Origin of the sequence: Crateriforma conspicua (assembly GCF_007752935.1) — a bacterium.
In the GTDB taxonomy this organism is placed as follows: Bacteria; Planctomycetota; Planctomycetia; order Pirellulales; family Pirellulaceae; genus Crateriforma; species Crateriforma conspicua.
On the sequence record NZ_CP036319.1, the window covers coordinates 851,989 to 872,929 of the forward strand.

Consider the following 20,941-nt stretch of genomic DNA (forward strand, 5'->3'; position numbering starts at 1 on the left):
CCGGTTCTGGTGCGGGGGGATCCGGGTCAAGCGAATTTTTGAATCGCTTCGGCAACCTTGGCCGGATCGTCGGCGGCACGCAGCTTTTTGATTTGTTCCGGCTTGAGCCCGATTTTTTCAAGATGGCTTTCCAGCCGCTTCCAAATCGTTTCCCGCTTTTTTCCTTCGCTCAGATACAGTTCCGTGATCGCTTCCTGAGCCTTTTGCAGCCCGATCGCGTCGCGGTTCTGGTAGTAGTTCTTGATGATTTTGTCTTGGTACGGCGTGCGGTTTTGGGTCATCGGCGGCTCGAATCGTAAAGAAAAAACCGGTCAATCGGTCCATGGATCGGGGCCGATCGACAGGCACGGGCAGGCAAGAACACGGGCAAAAATGACCTGCGATCAGATTGCCACTATCGTCATTTATCGGTTCGGAATTGAAGCCGGTCCAGGGCGAACGGCGCCGCGCGTCTGGCGGCCGGCACGTTCGGTCACCCATCGCGTGCCGGCGAATCCCCCGCGACGCCCTGCCCAGAAGCCTGCGGGTGCTTTATCGTAGCGTCCACAGGATCGGGCGATTTTCGGGGCCCCGTGACGAATTATCCGTGTTCCTTTCTTTGACTGAAATCTGGCCAAGATGACTGTTTGCCGTGGAGTCCGAGGGGCGATTACGGTCCAGCAGGACACTCGTGACGAGGTCCTGTCGGCGACCCGCCAGTTGTTGGCGCTAATGATCCGACGCAACGGCATCGATGCGGCCGACGTCGCCAGCGCCATTTTCACGGTCACACGCGATATCGAAAGTGAGTTTCCCGCGCTGGCGGCGCGACAGTTGGGATGGCTGGAAGTGCCACTATTGTGCGGTTACGAAGTTTCCGTCGAAGGTTCGCTGCCGCGGTGCATTCGCGTGCTGATTCATTGGAACACCGACCTGCCGCAAGCCGACATCAACCACGTTTACGTCCGCGATGCGGTCCGGCTGCGTCCCGATTTAAATGTTTTGCCGCCGGTGGACTTCGAAGAACTGGAAAGGTGGATCAGCGAACACCTGTGTGAAGACCAGTCGACGGCCAAGAGTTTTCCAGCATCTCAGGATCCCGCGGCCCCCGGAAGCGACGTGAAGGGAGCATCCGGTGCCTAGGCCGACACAAGTTCGGTGGTCCACGCACGGGCGGCTCAGCATGTTGCACGCGGCGCATGTGGTTGCCGGAGGTTCCGGTTGCGTGGACGCGGCCACGGAAAAAGCGATGGCCGCGCCGGTGACACAAATCAATGCCCGCTTGGTGTCCGAATCTTTGGACGTGTATCGCTTTTGGGATGCGGTGATTCGGACCGCCGCGGTCCGCAAAGACGCACCGGTTCAACGCAAAGCGGCGATCAAGGACTACGAACAGGCGTTGTTGGATGCCGGTGGATCGGAATTGCAGTCCGAGCAAACCGCCAGCGCCATTGCCGATCTGTTTTCTTCGGCGGGATCGGCGTTTGATCGCCGGTTTCCCAAGCTGAACCAACAATTGGAATTGCGTGGCCGGCCGCTTCGCGAAGCTTGGGAATCGTATGGTCCCGGCCTGTTGAATCAAATTTCCAAGAAGATCTGGCAGGGGCAGCCGCCGGACGATTGGTGGCCCGCCAAGGTCCGCGGGTACTGGGTCCAGCCCATGCGGGGTGGTGACGGAGGTGTCGCGCCCGATGGTCGCTTCTGGATCGAAGCGATGTTGACCGACGCCCATCGGGAATTGCCGGAAGTACTCCGGATCGCCTATCTGGTCACGCTGATCGCGGTGGACGAACACATCCGTCAACGCAGCGGCGAACAGTGGTTTACCCTGCCCTGGCCCGAAGCGGTCGTCGTGGTGGTTCTGGATGCGGCCGCCGAACTGGACTTGGTCGACGATCCAGAGTCCCGCATCCATCTGGCCGTTCGCCACTGGTTGCACCGCGACCTTTGGCTGGGCGAAATCCTGAAAGAATGGTCGTCGCAGTGGCACAGCACCGGTGCCGTGATGCCGGTGGCCGTCAAAGCGTTGGCCAAGATGATCGACCAGCATCGTCGAAAACTTGCCGACGATATCGAATCCGCGGGTCTGAACCTGTTGGACGACGAAATGCTCAGCGAACTCGGCCTGACCGACGACGACTGAACCCGTCGAGAGGTTGGAAATTGACAAAATGTCAAAATTGACATCTTGTCAATAAAAATTGTCGACGAATACTGGGGGCATGGATATCTTGACCCCCAAGCAGATCGAAATCCGTCAGCGTGAATCTCGGATTTTGGCGGCCGCCCTGCCGATGATCCGACGCGGCGGTGTGTCGGCGGTCAGCATGGACGCGATTGCCAAAAAGATTCGTTACACCCGCGGTACGGTTTACAACCACTTCCCCAACAAAGAAGACATCGTCTTGTCGTTGGCGGCGCGTGCTTCGGCACGGCGGGTCGAACTGTTCAAGTATGGGGTCACGTTGGGCAAGGCATCGCGGGAGAAGATCGCCGCGATCGGGATCGCTTGTGAAGTCTACGTTCACGAATTGCCCGACGATTTTTCGGTCGAACAGGTGATCCGTCACGACAGCGTTTGGCAAAAGACGTCGGCTGGGCGACGCGAAGTCTTGATGCAATGTGAAAACGAATGCATCGGTGTGGTCGGATCCGTTATCGAAACGGCGATCGAACAAGGCGATTTGCAATTGCCACGTGGAAAGCAGGTGGCGCAGATCGTCATGGGGTTATGGTCGCTGACCTATGGCGGTCACGTCCTGGCGGCGACCAGTCCGTCGCTTAGCGAAATCGGGATTCACGATCCCGATCAGGCAATTCGTCGTAATTGCAATGCGATGCTTGACGGAATCGGTTGGCAACCCTTGTTCGATTCGTCGCGATACAACCGGTATGTCAAACGCATTTTGCCATTGATGCGTCAAAAGGCGGACGAACTGAAACGGCAAACGGGGCTTGCCACTTCCACCGAAACCTAGGCCCATGTCATGATCCAAAAAATTGGATTGCTGGTGTTTCGACCATTGATTCGCCTGCTGGTTGCCGCGTCGGTCATCATGACCGTTGGCTTGGTCGCGTTATTGACTGCGTGGTCATTGTCGGGCGGCGTTGTGTTGCAAGACGTTGCAGCGGAGCCCACGGCGGATGTTGCTTCGTTATACGTCGATGTGATCCGTGTCGGTTCGGTAAAGCCGCCTGAACAGGTATCGCGGTACCGGGGAACCGTCCAGCCGCGTCGTGAAAGCTTGTTGGCATTTCGGCGTAGCGGGCGAATCGACCGCGTCGACGTCCATGAAGGAGACACGGTTCGCCGGGGCGACGAATTGGCGATGTTGGACGTGTCGGATTTGAAAGCCGAGCGGGATAGCTTGCAGGCACAGCTAGACGTTGCGGTCGCCAAGCATGCCGAAGCCGTCGCCGGACCGCGACGCCAGACGATCGCCGCGGCCGCTGCGGAGGTGGATCGGTTGCGTGCGGAAGTTTCCGCGGCACAGTCTCGTTGGCAACGGGAACAAGTCTTGCGATCCCGTGGTGCCGGTAGCGATCAGAGTTTCGATGATGCGAAATTCGCCGTTCAGCGTTTGCAAGCCGCGTTGGAATCCGCGACGGCGGCCCACGAAGAACTGGCCGAAGGAACACGCATCGAACAGGTTCAGCAAGCCAAAGCAAACATCGATATTGCCAACGCGATGCTGCAGCGAATCGACGTCGATTTGAAAGACAGTCGCATTTTGGCTCCGTTTGACGGTTCGATCGCGCTGCGTCAGGTCGACGAAGGGACGATCGTTGGAGCCGATCAGCCCGTGTTCCGACTGATCGAATCGCCGCCGTTGGAAGCCCGCTTTGGACTGCCCCCGGAAACCGTGTCAACGCTGGCGGTTGGGCAGACGTTGCAAACGGAAATCGACGGTCGACGTCACTCGGCAACGGTTTTGCGAATCCATCCATCATTGGATGTGGACACCCGGACGCAACGAATCGATGTCCGTTTTGACGCGGCCGATGAGGTTTTGGTCGGTCAAGCAGTCACGTTGTTGATCGCCATGTCGCAGGCGTCTGGACATCCTTCTTCCGTTCGGTTTTGGGTCCCAACAACGGCGCTCGTTCGCGGATCCCGTGGTTTGTGGTCCGTGTTCGCAGCGGTGGGAAACCCCGCCACAAAATTCGATGACCCTCGACCGCCGGTTGATCGCGTCGCCGGATCGACGAAGGCCCGAACACGTGATGTCCAGATCGTTCCTAGTACGATCGAGCGCCGGGATGTGCGTGTCCTGTCGACCGATGGTCCGTGGTGCGAGGTCACCGGAATGCTTCATCATGGTGATTGGATCGTCGGTCGGGGGACACATCGCGTGGGGCCGGGGACACGCGTCATGGCGAAACGAAAGTTGCCGCTGCGTGATCCAGATGATTCGTCAACCAAGCCGCCGAAAGCCAGTGTTTCCGAAACCACTGTTTCGGACGACAGCGGGCGGGAGGGTTCCGCACGATGCGATCGATCCACGCGGTCGGTGCCGACATCGGGAGACGACGCATGACCCGGTCAACACACACCCGCGGTGATGCGAACAGATCGGACGCACCGAAATCGGAGGCCTCGCGAGATTCGTCTTGGATCGGTTCGATCGCGTTCGGGTTTTATCATGATTCGCGGCTGACGGTGTTGATTTTGACGCTGATCCTGGTCGCCGGCGCAAGTAGCTTCGCGATTCTTCCACGAATGGAAGACCCCGTCTTGGTGAAGCGTGCCGCGTTGATCACCACACCATTGCCGGGCGCCGATGCGCAGCGTGTGGAAAGTCAAGTTAGCGAGAAAATCGAAAACCGCTTGCGGGACATTGAAGAGATCAAAGAAATTCGATCGATCAGTCGCGGCGGCATCAGCACGATTTCAGTGGAGTTGCTGGATTCGGTTACAGAAAGCGGAACCATTTGGTCGCGTGTCCGCAGCCGCCTGGAAGACAGCCTGCAAGATCTTCCGCCTGATGCGGGCCGCCCCCAGTTTGATGAACTGGAAGTTCGCGCCCACGCGTTGATCGTCGGTCTGACTTGGAACCGCGACGACGCACCGGACTACCGGGTGTTGCGACGATTGGCGGCGGACTTACAGGATGTCCTGCAAAACTTGCCCGGAACCGACACGGTGTCTCGCTTCGGCGATCCAGGCGAAGAGATCGAAATCGAGATCGATCCCGCTCGCGCCGCATCATTGTCACTGACGCCTGGGGCGATCGCGGATCAAGTGACAGCCTTTGACGTGAAGCGGTCCGCGGGCCAAGTCCGGCGTGAATCGATGGAATTGTTGTTGGAGGTCGGCAACCAGTTGGATTGGGTTGATCAGATCAGCGACATTCCGATCCGTCAAAGTGGCGATGGTTTTGTCCGTCTAGGCGATCTGGCGACGGTTCAGATGGGGGTTCCAGATCCGCCATCACGATTGGCGATGCTGGGCGGTCGTCCCGCCGTGGTGCTCGGTGCGACCGTTCGATCGACCTATCGGATCGATCGGTGGACGACGAAAGCCGAACAGGCGTTGGCGGGGTTTCGGGAAACGATGCCCGATGGGATCAAGATTGATTCGGTGCTGCGGCAATCGGACTATGTCGATCAGCGTCTGCAATCACTGGCCAGCAACCTCCTGATCGGTGCGGCAGCCATTTCTTTGGTGATTTACCTATTGATGGGTTGGCGTTCCGCGGTGATGGTGACATTGACGTTGCCGCTGGCCAGTTTGATGGTCTTGTTTTTCTTGCGTGTGGTTGGCATCCCGATTCATCAAATGTCCGTCACCGGGCTGATCATTTCCTTGGGATTGTTGATCGACAACGCCATCGTGATTGTCGACGAAGTGCGTGGACGATTGCGATCGGGGCAAAGTCGCATCGACACGATGGTGAATTCGGTGCGTCATCTGGCGATCCCGCTGTTGGGTTCCACGGTGACAACGGCGTTGGCTTTCGCGCCCATTGCGTTGATGCCGGGGCCGGCCGGTGAATTTGTCGGCTCCATCGCCATCAGTGTCATTTTTGCGATCTTCTCGTCATTGTTTCTAGCGTTGACGCTGATCCCGACGATTGCCGCTCGGTGGCTTCCCAAGCTCGATCCGAACGAGGGTTCGGCGCATCCAAAGCACGGTTGGCTGCGACAGATCCATGAAAACGGCCTTCGCACCGATGGCTTGGCATCACGTTTTCAATCGCTACTTCATTGGCTGTTGCGTCGTCCGTTGCGTGGCATCGCGGTATCGGTCATCACTCCGGTGCTTGGGTTTGCATTTTTTCCGACTTTGAACGAACAGTTCTTTCCGCCGTCGGATCGCAATCAGTTTCATATCACCGTGGAAGGTCCGGCGACCAATTCGCTTTCCCAGACACAGCGAACGGCTGCCGAAATCGACCTGGTTTTGCAGCAGTATGGGATGAAACGTGTCGACTGGTTTTTTGGCGAAAGCGCACCCCAGTTTTACTACAACGTCATTTCCAATCGAAAAGGGACCAGCAATTACGCCCAGGCGTTGGTTACCACAACGGACGCCGGCGATCCGGTACCGCTGATTCGAAAGTTGCAGAGTGAACTGAGTCGCCGGATCACGTCGTCACGAGTTTTGGTCCGCCAATTGGAACAAGGGCCCCCCTTCGATGCTCCGGTGGAAGTTCGCGTCTTTGGTCCGGATCTGCAGACGCTTCGTAATCTAGGCGATCATTATCGACAACTGTTGTCGACCATTCCCGAGGTCACGTATTGTCGGTTGGACATGAACGAAGTCTTGCCGCAGGTGTCCATCGGGGTGGATGGTGAATCGGCACGGATGGCGGGGTTGGAGCCGAATCAAATTGCTCGTCAACTGTTCAGCAGTTTGGAAGGACGCGTCGGCGGAAGCATTCTGCAGGACAACGAAGAATTGCCGATCATCGTTCGGGTCAAAGATGCGGATCGTGGATCGTTGAATCGAATTACCAGTATGGATCTGGTGGGCCAGTCGTCCGACGGCGACGTGCGCCTGATGCCGCTGGACGCGGTGGCCGACGTCACCCTGATTCCGGAAACGGCGGCCATTCCACGGTTGAATCGTCGGCGAATGAATGAAGTCGCCGCGTTCGTTCAAGCTGGGGTTTTGCCCAGTGTCGTGCAGGCACGGATCGAGCAACTGATTGCCGAAAGCGACGCGCCGTTGCCGCGGGGATATCGAATCGAATATGGGGGCGAAGCGTCCAAGCGTGATGACGCGGTGGGGAATTTGTTTTCGACCGTTGGCGTATTGGCGGTGTTGATGGCGGCGACGTTGGTGATGTCGTTCGGATCGTTCCGATTGGCAGCAATCATTGCGTCCGTTGCCGCACTGTCGATCGGATTGGGGCTGGGGGCATTGGAAATTGCCCGCTATCCGTTTGGGTTCATGGCAATCATCGGAACCATGGGGCTGATTGGTGTGGCAATCAATGATTCGATCGTGGTGTTGGCCGCCATCAGCGCCAACGCTCGCGCGGCCGGTGGCGACATCGATGCCATCGTGCACGAAGTGATGCATTGTTCGCGGCACGTCGTGGCGACGACATTCACGACGATGGTGGGATTTGCACCGCTGATTCTGGATGGCGGTCGATTCTGGCCGCCGATGGCTGTATGCATCGCTGGTGGCGTCGCGGGGGCAACGCTTCTGGCCTTGGTGTTGGTTCCGTCGGCCTACCGTTTGGTTTCCATCAAACCATGCCCCATCGTCGACGCAGAATCCATTCCGATCCCAATGCCGCTGCGAACAGCAGGTACATGATCCATCCGCTGATCGGGCCATCGCCCAGGCGGTTCTTCTGGACAATCGTGGCCACGTTGCGTTGTCGGCTTTGGCGGATCAGGTCGACCAATTCATCGGTTTGGTCGACGCCGAAGGATTGCCCGCCGCTTTGTCGGGTCAGCCCTGCCAGTTGTCGCATCAGCACGGGGTCAGCGGATGACCGAGACAGTTCGGCGATGTCCTGCAAGACTTCAAAACCCAGCGACGCGTCATTGGTCGGTTCCGAAGTCGAACCGCCGGTCACACGCAATTGATAGATCCCCGCGGCCAGCGATGTGGGCAATTGACCTTCCAATCGCAAGCGCCCTTCGTCCTGCGAAGATTGACGGTCAAAGGTTAAGGGGGTGACCGATCCATCATCGGCCACCGCTTGAACGGTCCAGTCGTCACGAGACGAAAGAGGCGGCGGAATGATGGCCGTGAATCCTGCCGGTGCATCGTCGGAAAAACGGCGGGCGGTCATGTTCAGCTGAATGTCTTCGCCGGAATCTCCATCACGAGCCAGCAGCCACAGAACCAGTTGACGCCAGAATCGCCGGTGAAAATTTTGGAACCCATAGCGATGCCAACGAAACGTTTCATCGATTCCCAATACGGCGACTCTGCCTCGCCCATATTCGCCGACGACCAATAGAGGGTTTCCGTCGGTGGATTCCAGCAAGGTTTGCACCCCCGGTGCCGATCGTGGTGTGCCCAGATTGCTGGCCCCGTTCAACGGGGGCAGTTGTGCCCAAGTCGTCTGTTGGGCAGAGTCGATCGTGGTGATCGGGTGGCGGATGCTGGGACGTAGTGTCAGAGGTCCTGGAATATCAGCGTTGCCGATTCGCGATAGATCGACCGGCAAAACGCCGGCCAGCGGCGTGTCTTGATAGCCGCCGGCCGACAACGTTTGCATGCCACCAAGCATGACCAGACCCGCGCCGCCTGCCACCGCATCGGTCAGGGATTGCCATTGTTTGTTGCCAACAGCGGATGCTTCCAAATCGCCGATGATGAACACGTCGTGGCTGTCGGCCGTCAAATCGTCGCCCAACGAAACTGGCCAGCGTGATCGGCTGTCCGCGGGAATCCATTGGTAATCCAAATCCAGGTCGGGGAAACGCAACGCACGACGCAGAAACTGTTGTTCTTCTCTGGGCTGGCCTTCCAAGTAATAGATCCGGCCACCGCCCGGCATCACGTCGACAAACGCCACTTGCGTGTTGTTGGGCCGGACGGTTTCGCCAGGCATGAGGTCGGCTTGTACTTCCAGGCGATAGCTGCCCGGGGTGGGCGTGTCGACAGGGATTTGCACCGGAGTTCGGCTGATGGCCGATTCGCTAACAATACGTCGGACCGCCGCATCCGTTGCGTTACCCTGTGAATCGATCCAGCGCAGGCGAACCGGGATTTCAGTACCGGCCAATCCACGGCTTTCCAATTCGAAACGCAAGTCAAATTGGGTTCCCGCGAACAGTCGAAAACTTTCGGGCAGTCCCGACACCGCGACGTCACGCCGCTGATCATTCAGGCTGGCCGGTCCGATCGGGATTGTCCACAGCGGCAAACCGATGGAATCCATCACCGATGCCGCCTGATCCGCCGACAACGCCGCGCCGCCGGTGGATGCTGCTTCAGGCCCAACGGTGTTCGCGCCGTCGCCGATCAGAATCAATCCTTCGATCGATTGGCGATTGGCACTTTGCAGCGTCCAGCGGATCGGCGACGCCAAATCCGTCCGGCGGCCCACGGGAGACAACTGGTCGATCAGTGTTGCCGGATCACTGTTTTTCGTTTCCGCCGTGGATGCATACGTCAACGGAATGATCTGCAATCGCTCGGAAACCGTTTCCAGTTGGTTGATCAGTGATTGGACCACGTCACGTTGGATGTCCCAGCGACTTGTTGCGTCCCCGTCGGAAAGCGACATGCTTTGCGACGTGTCCATCGCAATCACCAGCGATGATTCCGATGGTTGTTGGTCGACACGGACCCATGATGGCCCCAACAGGACCAGCAGCAAACAGCCTGTCGCCAGGGACCGAAGACCCAGAAGTGTTCGAAAACGACGCCGGTCACTCATTGCCGGTGTGATCATCAGCAGCACGAGGGCCACCACGACAGCGACCAGCAACGCTAGCCAGGATGAATCAAACAGGGGATCGATTTGCCACCGCGTCATGCCGATACCCTTCGATCACCGGCAAGTCGTTGGATACCGGGTGTGAGTTGGGCCCCTTTGGCTGGACGATAAAAGCGGTTTCCTAAAACCTGTTCCAAGATGAACGCGATGACCGCCAGCAACAGAATCGGCGAACGCAACGAGATCGACGCAGCGTCCTTCGTGCCGATCAGTTCGATGTCGCTTAGGTCGTCGGTCAGCGTGAATCCGGTCTCGTCGCCCTCCGGACCCAACCATGCCGTCAGGTCGTCGACGGATGCCTTTTCGGCGATCAGGTCGTCACCGTTCCAGTTGCTGCTGAACCCCAGCGTCCCTCGAGGGGACCGCAGCCAGTAGGTTCCCACTTGGCTAATTTGGCCAACCGTCAAGCGAGGTGCGTCCGATGCGGTTTCGATTGGAGTCGGGAGATCAGATCTGGGCGAAAAGAGTTGCCAGCGGACAATTTCATCGGCGGAAATTTCGGAACGAGCGTTTGCACCGGAGCCCGCCGGCGACTTATTCAATGCGGATAGTGACAACTGAAAAGGCAATCCGACGCGTGCCTGTAGCGTCCCCACTTTCGGCGTTGCCAGCCAGCGGACCAGTTGCCGGGTCAGGATGAATGTTGGCCAAGCATCCGACCCAAAAAGATCGTTCCACCGGTCGGCCTGGAAGGTGCCAGCGGCAAGCGGTGTCGTCATGACGGCAAGTCTGCCTTGGTCCCGCTGCATGGCGATGATCGCCGGATGGTCGGTGCCGGCGTACGAGGCCAACGTTTCTTGATTCTTTTTTGATTTAATTTGCCAGTAGCGACGAATTCGAAAATCGCTCCATCGCGGCTGGGGATCCAGCGATGCGAGTTCGTCAAAAATTTGGTGACCGGGACGGACGATTTCTAGGAAACTGCCTGGCGACGGTACTTTCCAAACACGTTTGAAGGTTGGCAGGACATCGTGTTGATCAAAGCCGCCGGCCAAGCGAGGGCCCGCGATGATTGCCGCGGCGGATCCTCGGCTGAAGAAAGCGTCCCAATCGACTGCGGCCAACAGCGACGCCGATGGATCCAAAAAAATGACGGCATCAAATCGCGAGCGGTCGATGGTGGGGAACACATCTTCGCCAATGACGTCGACCTGGAACGCTGAATTGGGATCGTCGGGGGCCAGCGGTGAAGTGGCTGCCCACGCGATCAAGTCGGCTTGATCAGGGTCCTGTGACACGATCAGCAACGGACGGCGTGGCTGGATGGACCAGCTGAGGAAGCGTTGATCGTCGGCCGCCAATGCGTCGGATGCCCCCAGCCGAATCATGCCATGCCGGATTCCTAAATCGGGCTGCGGTGGCAACGTGACGACGAATTCGCTGGAACGCCCATTGGCAATCGACACCACCGCTCGATCGACGACTCGGGTTTCGGGATCGATTCGAACGCCGTCACGGATCAGCGGACGCGTCGGATCGTCGGCGAATTGAACCAATTCCACCGTGGCGGTATCAGAGCGTTCGCCGGCGGAGTCCTGAACAGTAATCGTTCCGCGCACCGCGGTTGCCTGACCCAGTGGTGGATGTGGATCGTGGTGCAACAACTTCAGCGATCGATTCGAAGCGTCAAAGTTGCCGACATCCAGTACCGATACCGCGACGCGATCATCCACCAAAGCCTGTTGCGGAGGCGTCGTCCAAGACGATCGCGACAAATTACTGACAATGACCAGATGGCGGTCTTCCAAATCGCTGTTTCCCAACAAGCGAAGCATCGCATCCAGCTTGCCGCTGATGGGGGCCGCATCCGGACGCACGCGGACATTTTCGATCTGGTTGATTGCCGCGGCCGTGTCGGTGGCAAACACCACGGGGCGACTGGAGCGGTCGGCGATCACAACACGGCTTCCGGGCGCCACCCGTCCCACCAGTTTTTTAGCGGCCGCGCGGATGGCATCCAGATGATTGGTCCCGCCCGCGGTCCACTGCGACGAGGGGCCGTTATCCAGCAAAATTGCCAAAGCAATCGGGTTCCGGCTAGCCGCGACCGGGGCGTCGGATGCCAACAACGAAAACCCGGCCCATCCGATCGATCCCGCACAGGCGATTGTACCGGAGATGGCCAGGGCCGCGATGGTTGGCTTCGACATCCCTCGAAACAGTGATGCCGTGGCCAAGCCTAGCAGCGCAAGGCCGGCGACCAGGCCGATTCCCGCGGCCAACCACGCGGTGGACAGTTCGCTGCGGACCAAGGGGCCCGCCAACGCGACTGCCAAAGCGGCCAACGCCAGAATTCGTAGCGCCAACAGCCACCAACGTTTGACCTTCAATCGTGTACGGTTGCTTTCGAAACGCTGGGTCAGAAACCTCACCGTGGGAAACGATTCGCGTCGTGGTTGTTTCGGCGCAATCAGGTGCAACGCGATCGGCACGGCGACCGCGAGAGTACCCAAGATCAGTGTGGCGTTGACGAACGTCACGCAAGGCTCCGATGACTGGCTGGATTTAGAACCGTGATTGACGTTGTTGCAGGTATTCCGTCAAGGCTTTGTCGAACGGCATGCTTGTATCCAGGGGAACATAGTCGATGCGAAGCTGGTGACAGGCCCGTTCGTGTTCACGCCGAAAATCTTCGATCTGGTCGATGTAGTCGGCACGAAATGCGTCCGCGTCGACGCTGACCGTTTCGCCCGTTTCGGGGTCTTCAAACTCGATTTGACCGTGATAGGGGAAATGGACTTCGGCTTCATCCAGGATATGAAAGACGATCACGTCGTGTCCGGCGTGCCGCAGTTGTGCCAGCGACGCGATTGTCGATTCGGGCGACCCCAGCAGATCCGAAAACAACATGATCAACGTGTGTTGTTTCAGCATCGCGGCGACTTGAGTCACACACGTGGCGATGTCGGTTTGACCGTCGGGGGTCAACCGTGACAATGCGGCCAAGCAGTCGGCGACTTGACCGCGACGGCTGCGGGCCGGCAAGACCGCGTTCAATTTTTCGGCGAATGTCATTAGGCCGACCGGGTCTTGTTGCATCGTCATCAGGTAGGCCAACGAAGCCGCCAGGCAGGTCGCATACTCGAACTTCGTCATGCTCTGCCGATGCGTGAAGCCCATCGACTTGGACAGATCCAACACCAAGTATCCGGTCAGATTGGTTTCCGCTTCGTACCGTTTGACGTAGTACTTGTCGGTCTTTGCGTATGCCAACCAATCGATACGTTTCGGATCGTCGCCGGGATCGTAGCGTCGGTGATCGCTGAACTGGACGGAAAACCCTTGATGAGGGCTGCTGTGCAGACCCTGCAGAAAGCCACGTACGATCATCCGCGCGCGCAGGTCCAACCGCTGGATTTGCTGAAGCGTTTCGGGGGACAGTGAATCAGTCACCGGTTTGGAAAGCTTTGTGTTGTTAAAAGGCGAATCCGATGGGGGCCGATGATGGTGATCCGGGGCCCCGTGGGTGACGTGGTCAAGCGTTTTTGTCAGCCATGCGTGGCGGTTTGGGGACGGCAACGTCTTTGATCAAGCGGCGCACAATTTCATCCGTATCGACGCCTTCGGCTTGTGCCTGAAAGTTGGTGGCGATTCGGTGCCGTAGCACGGGCAATGCGATCCTTTGAATGTCGGCAACGTCAATGCTGAATCGACCATCCATCGCCGCAATTGCTTTGGCACCGCCGATCAAATTTTGCCCCGCGCGGGGACCGGCACCCCAGTCCACCAGCGATTTGACGTAATCGGGCGCCGTCGGATCGCTGGGGCGACTGGCGCGAACCAGGTTCGATGCGTAGCGAACGGTGAACGGATTCACGGCGATGCTGTTGACCAATTTCTGGACGTTCTGGATCGCGCGAGATGACAAAACTTTGTTCACCGTCGGTGATTCGCCGCGTGTGGTGGCCGTCAGGATCTGTTCTTCTTCCGCCGCGGTCGGATAGTCGATCCGGATTTTGAACATGAACCGGTCCAACTGGGCCTCGGGCAACGGATACGTCCCCTCCTGGTCGACCGGGTTTTGGGTGGCAATCGCAAAGAACGGATCCGGCAACGCATAGGATTCGCGGCCCACCGTGACCTGCCGCTCCTGCATTGCTTCCAGCAGCGCGGCTTGGGTTTTGGGTGGGGTTCGGTTGATTTCGTCGGCCAGCAAGATGTTGGCGAAAATCGGGCCCTGAACAAAACGAAAGCTACGACGTCCCGCTTCGTCTTCCTCCAAGACCTGCGTGCCGGTGATGTCCGAGGGCATCAAGTCGGGGGTGAACTGGACTCGCTTGAACGACACGTCCAAGATGTTGGCCAAGGTGCTGACCAAAAGTGTTTTCGCCAGCCCGGGGACTCCTTCCAACAAACAGTGGCCGCGCGTAAAGATGGCGGCTAGCAATTGTTCGATGGTGTCTTGTTGGCCGATGATGACTTTGGCCAATTCGTTTCGCATCGTCTGTTGATGTTCCGCGAATTCCTTCAGCACATCGCCTAAGTTGCGTGCCTTGCCAGCCGGTGGTGGATCCGGCGGCGCGGGGGGCGGGCTCGCAGGCACGTTAGAATCACTCATGGACGCAACATTCCCTTCTTGGTTTTGTGATTCGGCGATGACACCAAACCGATCGGGCACGATCAAGTCGTATTTCACCCGTCGGCATCATACGAAACCGCGGTCGCGACGGACACTGTTCGTGCGGGCCGTGGTCGGGTGGGCCGTGGTCGTGTGGGCCGTGGTGATCGTGCCGAACGCGGCGCTTGGTCAAGACGTTGATGCGGTGTCGGTTCAACGAAGCATCGATCGTGGCGTTGCATACTTGAAACAACAGCAGACCGAATCGGGTGGTTGGCCGGAATATCCGTCCTATTCGTGTGGGCTGACGGCGCTGTGTACATTGGCGCTGTTGAACGCGGACGTTCCACCGAATGATCCAGCGATGGTGTCCGCATTGGCCTATTTGCGTCGAAACCGACCGGATCGGACCTATCCAGTCGCTCTGCAAACGCTGGCGTACTGTGAAGCCGGTGCGGCGGAGGACTTGCCACGGATCCGGCGCAACGTCGATTGGCTTGTGAAAGCGCAAAACAATCGCGGGCTGTGGTCCTATACCCAGCAAAAGGAATTCGGAGGCGATCCGTCCAATTCCCAGTTTGCATTGTTGGCCCTGGCCGCCGCGGTGGATCGGGGTGTTCGCGTTCCCGAGGATGTTTTCGCGAAAGCAAGAACTTACTGGTTGGCGACCCAGCAACCCGACGGCGGATGGCGATATCGCGACGCTATGCCGGTGACGGGCAGCATGACGTGTGCGGGAATCGCTTCGCTGATCATCACCGAAGGCCGTATGGCCGGCGCGAATTCCAGCATCCAAGGCGACAAAATTCAATGTTGTGGTGGCGACGATGAAGCGGCCGATCCGGTCCAAGGTGGTTTGGGATGGCTGGCACGATATTTTTCGACCCAAAGCAATCCGCAAGCGGGCGGTCAAAGTTACTACTACTACATGTACGCGCTCGAACGCGTGGGGCGTTTGTCAGGACGTCGTTTTATCGGCCAGCATGATTGGTACCGTGAAGGAGCCGATCGATTGCTGCGTCTGCAAGATTCGTTTCAAGGATTCTGGCGAGGCAGCACCAATGGCGAAGACCGACCATTGGTGGCGACCTCCTTTGCGTTGCTGTTCTTAAGCAAAGGCAAACGGCAGGTGGTCGTCGGCCGGTTGCAGTATTCGTCATCCGATGCAACCGCTTGGAACCGACATCCTGAGTCGCTACGACAGTTGGTTCGACACGTCGAACGGGACTGGGGAAAAGACCTGACCTGGCAAACGATTCGCGGTGAGAATGCCCGCGTGACAGATTTGTTGCAGGCCCCCGTTCTGGTCATCAGTGGTCGACAAGCCATCGCCGGTGGTGATGTCTTGGCGGACCGATTGGGGGAATACGTCGATCAGGGAGGGACGATCCTGTTCGAAGCGGAACAAGGCGACGGATGCGGTGATGCTGCAGGATTCCGTCGTCAGTTCGCCGATTGGGTGACGCGGTGGTATCCGGATTCCAAAATTGAAAAGCTGCCGATCGAACATCCAGTCTGGTATGCCCAACGCAAAGTGGATCCTGAAATGCTGGGGAAAGATTTCTGGATCTATGGTGTGCAGGCCTGCTGTCGCACGCCGATCTTTTTCGTCCCCAAGTCGCTTTCGTGTCGATGGGAGTTGTCGGGGTTGCTGTTTCGGCAAGCTCAGTTGTCCGAATCGTCACGTTCACAGATCAGTGCCGCCGTATCGGTGGGCGAAAACGTGATCGCTTATGCGACCGGACGTGAATTGCAAGACAAACTACAGCAACGTTTTTTGCTGACTGGATCCACCGAAACGTCGCGGCAACGGGGCCAGTGGCAATTGGCCGAACTGGCGTTGGGGGCCGGTGGCGAAGACGCACGCCGGGCATTGCCCAACGCTGTCGGACTGCTGTCGCAAACGCTTCCTGTCGCGGTCGCCCCGGTCGGCGATCCCATCACGTTGGATGATCGATCCCTGAGCGACGTCACCGCACTGTGGGTGCACGGCAGAACCGATTTTCAGTGGACAGCGGCACAGCGAAAGGCGGTTCAAACTTACTTGGATCGCGGCGGTTACTTGATCGCCAATGCGGTTTGCGGTGCGGAAGAATTCGTGAAAGCCTTTCGTCGCGAAATCGACAAATTGGATTTGGACGAACCCCTGGCGGCGATTGCCCCGGATCATCCCGCGTTGACCAACCGATATGGCGGATTCGATGTGCGGCGTGTGACGATTCGACGTCCGAAACGAGATGCGAATCAGTTTGCGGTGCAGACCCGAACGACATTTCCGATGATCGAAGCGGCGCGGGTGGGGCCCGCCGACAACGTCTTCTTTTCACCGTTGGATCTGAGCTGTGCGTTGGAAAGCCAGAACTCGATTCAGTGTGCCGGCTATGGCACCGAAGATGCGACACGCATCATTGCCAATTTGTTGCTGTATGCGATGCAACAGCCGCCGGCCGATTGATCTTTATGCGGCCCGGCGTCGTGGTGTGGCCGCGGTCTCCAGGTGTTTCAAGATCACCGGGTCGGCATTGTCGGTGCCGGATGTTTCTGTTTTTGGCGACCAAGTCATGCCCAGCCAACGTCCCAGTGCGGACTGTCGGACCACCGCTTCGTAGGTCAGCAGGGAAACCGACAATGCGGCCAGGAAACAGAAGACTCCCTTCACCAGCGAAGGAACTTGCGGCAACAGAAATTTGGTGTCGATGTGCATCAGGCCCAACAAGGGGTGGTGGACCAGGTAGATCCAGAACGACGCGGCTGCCACGTACTGTGTTTTTTTCGATATCGGACGTTCTTGTGCCTGAAAGAAGCCGATCGCTGCCAAGCTAACGGCCCATGCGGCCAGCGTGGTGGTGGTCCCCAGCAAGATGCCCGATGCCTGGGACATCGCCGTGTCGGGCTGGTGTCCGGCCAGATGCCAGCGGCCGACGGCCACCGCGGCACCAAGCGACATCACGGCGGTAATCACCAGCGGCCGCGTCAACGTCTGAATCCGGTGCAAGCGTTTGTCTTGACTGACAATCCACATGCCGCCCAAGAAGAACGTTCCGCTGTAAATCCATTTACTGGGGACCGGCAAGAAATCATGTTGAAAGCCCCAGACCACTTCCGGACGAAAACACAGCGTGCAGATTCCGATTCCCGCCAAAAGAATCAATGCGACACGTGAGCCAAACGGTTGTTGGATGAATCGATACCGCTTTTCGGCGGGGTTTCGCTGCATCCACGTTGCGATGCCGGCAACGATGCCGACGTAAGACAACACGTACAGCAAGAACCAAAGGTGACTGGTGCCCCACAGGCTGTTGCCCAGTGCACCATCAATCTTCAGGCTTTTCAGTTTGACCGCATCGACCCAGCCCTCGTACACCCAGCCGCCGACCCAGATATAAAGCTCCGCCGGCAGAATCACCATCATCCCGAACAGGAACGGCTTGCCCAATCGCGACAAACGCGTCCGCATTAAGTCGGCGGCACCGCGTCGCTGCAGTGTCTGCCACGCGAACATGCCGGTCATCACCAGGAACACCGGCATGATGAAGACTTCGATGGCCCAAAACGTGACGTCCAGCCACTCGCTTGGAGTGTCGCGAACGGGCCAGGCCAGTCCCGGCATCGGGTGCTTCAGATAGGGAACGCATGCGTGAAGCAGGACCACGCCCAGCGTTGCCATGACGCGCAAACGCTCCAATCCTCCGTGTCGTGGTTTTCCGGCAACCGTGCCAGGATCCGCGGACCGGAAGGGGACGGAATCGACGTTTCGAGACGCATCGATGGATAGGACCTTCATGCGGGTGCCAGTACCAAACGACCCGCCCGAAAATCAAGACCAAGCCATCGGCGGTCCGCGTTGGGGACGCGTCCCGATGCGGTCGTATTAGGTTCGCCGTTGTGCCCCCCCCCGATGAATCAGCCCATCGCGCTGAATCCGATCACCCCGACGGTGGCGATTGAAAAAGCAAATGCGACCAACGCGATCACGCCGTCGCGGGCCAGTAAGGCCAAGCCAAACGCAGCGAACGCTGCACCGGCCAAACTGCTGCTCATCGGAATCAACGACAGGATCGGCGTGGTTAGCGAAATCAAGATGCAAATCGCCGCCGTGGCGTATTGGCCTCCGCGTGTGACCAGGAACTCCAGCCGTGGCTGGGAATATTGATCCATGAAATGTGCCGGCTTTCTCAGCCAGCCGACGGCTTTTGATACTCCGTCGGACCCGACATTGCGGTTCTCCAACCAGTCTGGGATCCAAAAATGATCTCGGTTCATTAACAGTTGTGCCGAGATGATGATGATAAAGATCGCCAGCAGAATCGGGACGCCTGGGATGTCGGCCGGTCCCGGCGGTATCAACAACAGCCCTGGCACCAACAACAGCGGCCCGAAGGATTTGGAGCCCAGTGAATCCATCACGTCGCCGATCGAAACGTGTGATTGATCCTCAGCCAAATCATCAATTCGGTCCAACAGTTCGTCCAGGGATTGCACCGCTTGCTCATCATCGCCACCCTGATCGTCTTGGGCGGCCCCGGCGTCGCCGTTGGGGCGTCCACCCGTCGACGAATCTTCAGGTGGCACCGCACCGACATCAATGCGTCCCATGGGTGTGATTTCACCCATCCGACCCACTTCGGGAGCAAGCTTGGGCGCGTGGTCTTGGTGCGAAACGACGGTCATGACGTGCAACGGGCGTGGGAAGGCCACCGTTTCGACCATCAATAGGAATGGCGTCGAAGCGGCAAAGTGCAGATGCAGCCGTCGGGACTGATGGGGCGGCAACCACCGGCGGACCTGGAAAGGGGACTTGGCGTTCGGCCCTAACCCGCTGATGTGTATTCGCACAGCGCGATCGACAATCGATCATCGCGATCACCAACGACGGCAAACACGCGGGACGTCCGCGTGCAGCGGAATGGATTAGCAACCGCTATGCCGCAAATCGCTCGGGCCGCTTCACCCATCAAACGATTTGGATTGTCGACCGCCACGCAACTGAATCGCCGTCACGTCAAGATTTCGTCCACAACGCGCGATGGTTCCACGCCGGTCAGTCGCTGGTCCAGCCCTTGGAAGGGGAACGTGAATCGTTCGTGGTCGATGCCCATTTGATTCAAAATCGTCGCGTTCAAGTCACGGATGTGAACCGGGTCTTTGACGACGTTGTAGCTGAATTCGTCAGTTTCACCGTGAACCGCACCGGGCTGGATGCCCGCGCCGGCCAACCAGACGGTGAAGCATTTGGGGTGATGGTCACGACCGTACGTTTCGTTGGTCAGTTTGCCCTGACAATAGATCGTCCTGCCGAATTCGCCGCCCCAGACGACCAGCGTGTCGTCCAGCAAGCCACGTTGCTTTAGATCGGTCAGCAAACCCGCCGACGGTTGGTCGGTGTCACGACACTGGTTCGGCAAGTCCTTGGGCAGATTGCCGTGTTGGTCCCATCCGCGATGGAAAATCTGTGTGAACCGGACGCCACGTTCGGCCATCCGGCGGGCCATCAAACAGCAATTGGCATAGGTGCCTGGTTTGGTGACTTCGGGGCCATACAAGTCCAGAACGTGTTGGGGTTCGTCGCTCAGGTCGGCCAATTCCGGAACGCTGGTTTGCATTCGGAAGGCCATTTCGTATTGCGCGATTCTGGCACGGGTTTCTGGGTCGCCCCATTGCTGTGCGGTGTGTTGGTTCAAGCGGCCCAGCGAATCAAGCATTCGTCGACGAACCACCGGATCAATGCCGTCGGGGTTGCTTAGATACAGAACCGGGTCACCTTGGCTGCGTAGTGCGACCCCCTGGTACTTGCTGGGCAGAAAACCGCTGCCCCACAATCGGTTGTAAAGGGCTTGGGCTTCTTTACGACCGGTCCACGATGCCGTCATCACCAAGAACGCGGGCAAGTTTTCGTTCTCGGTTCCCAGTCCATAACTAAGCCATGAACCCAAGCTGGCTTTGCCGGGCAACTGGTCTCCGGTGCAAATGTACGTAATTGCCGGGTCGTGATTGATCGCTTCGGTGTGCATCGATTTGATCAACGCGATGTCATCGACCTTCTTGGACATGTGCGGCAACAATTCGCTGACCATCGTGCCGTTTTGGCCCTGCGGCGCGAATTTGTAGATGCTGGGTGCGATCGGAAACCGGGCTTGGCCACTGGTCATCGTGGTCAAACGTTGCCCCTGGCGGATGGATTCGGGCAAGTCTTTGTCGAACCATTCGGCCATCTTGGGTTTGTGGTCCCACATGTCCATTTGACTGGGGGCACCAGACATGAACAGATAGATCGCACGCTTGGCTTTGGGCGCATGGTGTGGCAATTCGGGCAACCCACCGATCCGTCCACTCGATGCATGGGGATTGGTGCCGCTAGACGACGGGTTCGGTGTCGCCGCGTTGGCTTCCAACGTTGCAAGTGCCGCGGCACCCAGCCCGACGGATCCGCGACGCAAAAAGGCGCGACGTGACAGTTCGTTGATCAGATCGTTCATGAAGGATTGATCGC

At 58.3% G+C, this 20,941-nt stretch carries 14 protein-coding genes; 6 read left to right on the plus strand and 8 right to left on the minus strand.

Translation table 11 applies throughout. The features are described 5' to 3' along the window. Nucleotides 1-26: 26 nt before the first annotated feature. Nucleotides 27-281: a hypothetical protein gene (locus Mal65_RS03090; RefSeq protein WP_145293554.1), complete on the minus strand. Its 255-nt coding sequence runs from the start codon at nucleotides 279-281 to the stop codon at nucleotides 27-29. A gap of 337 nt (nucleotides 282-618) precedes the next feature. On the opposite strand from Mal65_RS03090, the gene aroH reads away from it, so the two are divergent. The 5 genes from aroH (at nucleotide 619) to Mal65_RS03115 (ending at nucleotide 7,750) form a co-directional block, all read left to right on the plus strand. Continuing rightward, nucleotides 619-1,122, plus strand: a complete 504-nt coding sequence (gene aroH / locus Mal65_RS03095) for a chorismate mutase (RefSeq protein WP_145293556.1) — start codon at nucleotides 619-621, stop codon at nucleotides 1,120-1,122. Continuing rightward, on the plus strand, nucleotides 1,115-2,122 hold the full coding sequence (locus Mal65_RS03100; RefSeq protein ID WP_165701031.1) for a hypothetical protein: 1,008 nt from the start codon (nucleotides 1,115-1,117) through the stop codon (nucleotides 2,120-2,122). The genes aroH and Mal65_RS03100 overlap by 8 nt, the downstream gene beginning before the upstream one ends. A gap of 79 nt (nucleotides 2,123-2,201) precedes the next feature. Continuing rightward, complete coding sequence (locus Mal65_RS03105; RefSeq protein WP_145293560.1) at nucleotides 2,202-2,957, plus strand: TetR/AcrR family transcriptional regulator; 756 nt, start codon at nucleotides 2,202-2,204, stop codon at nucleotides 2,955-2,957. Nucleotides 2,958-2,966: 9 nt separating this feature from the next. Then, entirely contained in the window at nucleotides 2,967-4,517 is a 1,551-nt protein-coding gene (locus tag Mal65_RS03110; protein ID WP_145293562.1) for an efflux RND transporter periplasmic adaptor subunit, read from the plus strand. Further along, nucleotides 4,514-7,750 (plus strand): efflux RND transporter permease subunit, encoded by a 3,237-nt coding sequence (locus tag Mal65_RS03115; protein WP_145293564.1) that lies wholly within the window; start codon nucleotides 4,514-4,516, stop codon nucleotides 7,748-7,750. Before Mal65_RS03110 ends, Mal65_RS03115 begins: the two co-directional genes overlap by 4 nt. Here Mal65_RS03115 and Mal65_RS03120 read toward each other — a convergent pair. The 4 genes from Mal65_RS03120 to Mal65_RS03135 form a co-directional block, all read right to left on the minus strand. Further along, a complete protein-coding gene (locus Mal65_RS03120; protein ID WP_145293566.1) occupies nucleotides 7,680-9,932 on the minus strand; it encodes a glutamine amidotransferase in 2,253 nt (750 codons plus the stop codon). The two genes, Mal65_RS03115 and Mal65_RS03120, sit on opposite strands and share 71 nt — an antisense overlap. Continuing rightward, nucleotides 9,929-12,373: an N-terminal double-transmembrane domain-containing protein gene (locus Mal65_RS03125; protein ID WP_145293568.1), complete on the minus strand. Its 2,445-nt coding sequence runs from the start codon at nucleotides 12,371-12,373 to the stop codon at nucleotides 9,929-9,931. The genes Mal65_RS03120 and Mal65_RS03125 overlap by 4 nt, the downstream gene beginning before the upstream one ends. 25 nt (nucleotides 12,374-12,398) lie before the next feature. Continuing rightward, a complete protein-coding gene (locus Mal65_RS03130) occupies nucleotides 12,399-13,286 on the minus strand; it encodes a DUF58 domain-containing protein (protein ID WP_145293570.1) in 888 nt (295 codons plus the stop codon). Between the two features lie 82 nt (nucleotides 13,287-13,368). After that, the gene (locus Mal65_RS03135; RefSeq protein ID WP_145304594.1) at nucleotides 13,369-14,367 is read right to left on the minus strand and encodes an AAA family ATPase; all 999 of its coding nucleotides are present in this window, start codon (nucleotides 14,365-14,367) and stop codon (nucleotides 13,369-13,371) included. A gap of 121 nt (nucleotides 14,368-14,488) precedes the next feature. On the opposite strand from Mal65_RS03135, the gene Mal65_RS03140 reads away from it, so the two are divergent. Further along, nucleotides 14,489-16,906 (plus strand): DUF4159 domain-containing protein, encoded by a 2,418-nt coding sequence (locus tag Mal65_RS03140; RefSeq protein ID WP_165701032.1) that lies wholly within the window; start codon nucleotides 14,489-14,491, stop codon nucleotides 16,904-16,906. Between the two features lie 3 nt (nucleotides 16,907-16,909). Here the strand turns inward: Mal65_RS03140 and Mal65_RS03145 are convergent, their stop codons facing one another. The 3 genes from Mal65_RS03145 to Mal65_RS03155 all read right to left on the minus strand — a co-directional run bounded on the left by Mal65_RS03145 (nucleotide 16,910) and on the right by Mal65_RS03155 (nucleotide 20,927). Further along, on the minus strand, nucleotides 16,910-18,235 hold the full coding sequence (locus Mal65_RS03145; protein ID WP_145293574.1) for an acyltransferase family protein: 1,326 nt from the start codon (nucleotides 18,233-18,235) through the stop codon (nucleotides 16,910-16,912). 119 nt (nucleotides 18,236-18,354) lie between these two features. After that, the gene (locus tag Mal65_RS03150; RefSeq protein WP_165701033.1) at nucleotides 18,355-19,122 is read right to left on the minus strand and encodes an exopolysaccharide biosynthesis protein; all 768 of its coding nucleotides are present in this window, start codon (nucleotides 19,120-19,122) and stop codon (nucleotides 18,355-18,357) included. A 326-nt stretch (nucleotides 19,123-19,448) separates the two neighbouring features. Further along, the gene (locus Mal65_RS03155) at nucleotides 19,449-20,927 is read right to left on the minus strand and encodes a DUF1501 domain-containing protein (protein ID WP_145293578.1); all 1,479 of its coding nucleotides are present in this window, start codon (nucleotides 20,925-20,927) and stop codon (nucleotides 19,449-19,451) included. Between the last annotated feature and the right edge of the window lie 14 nt (nucleotides 20,928-20,941).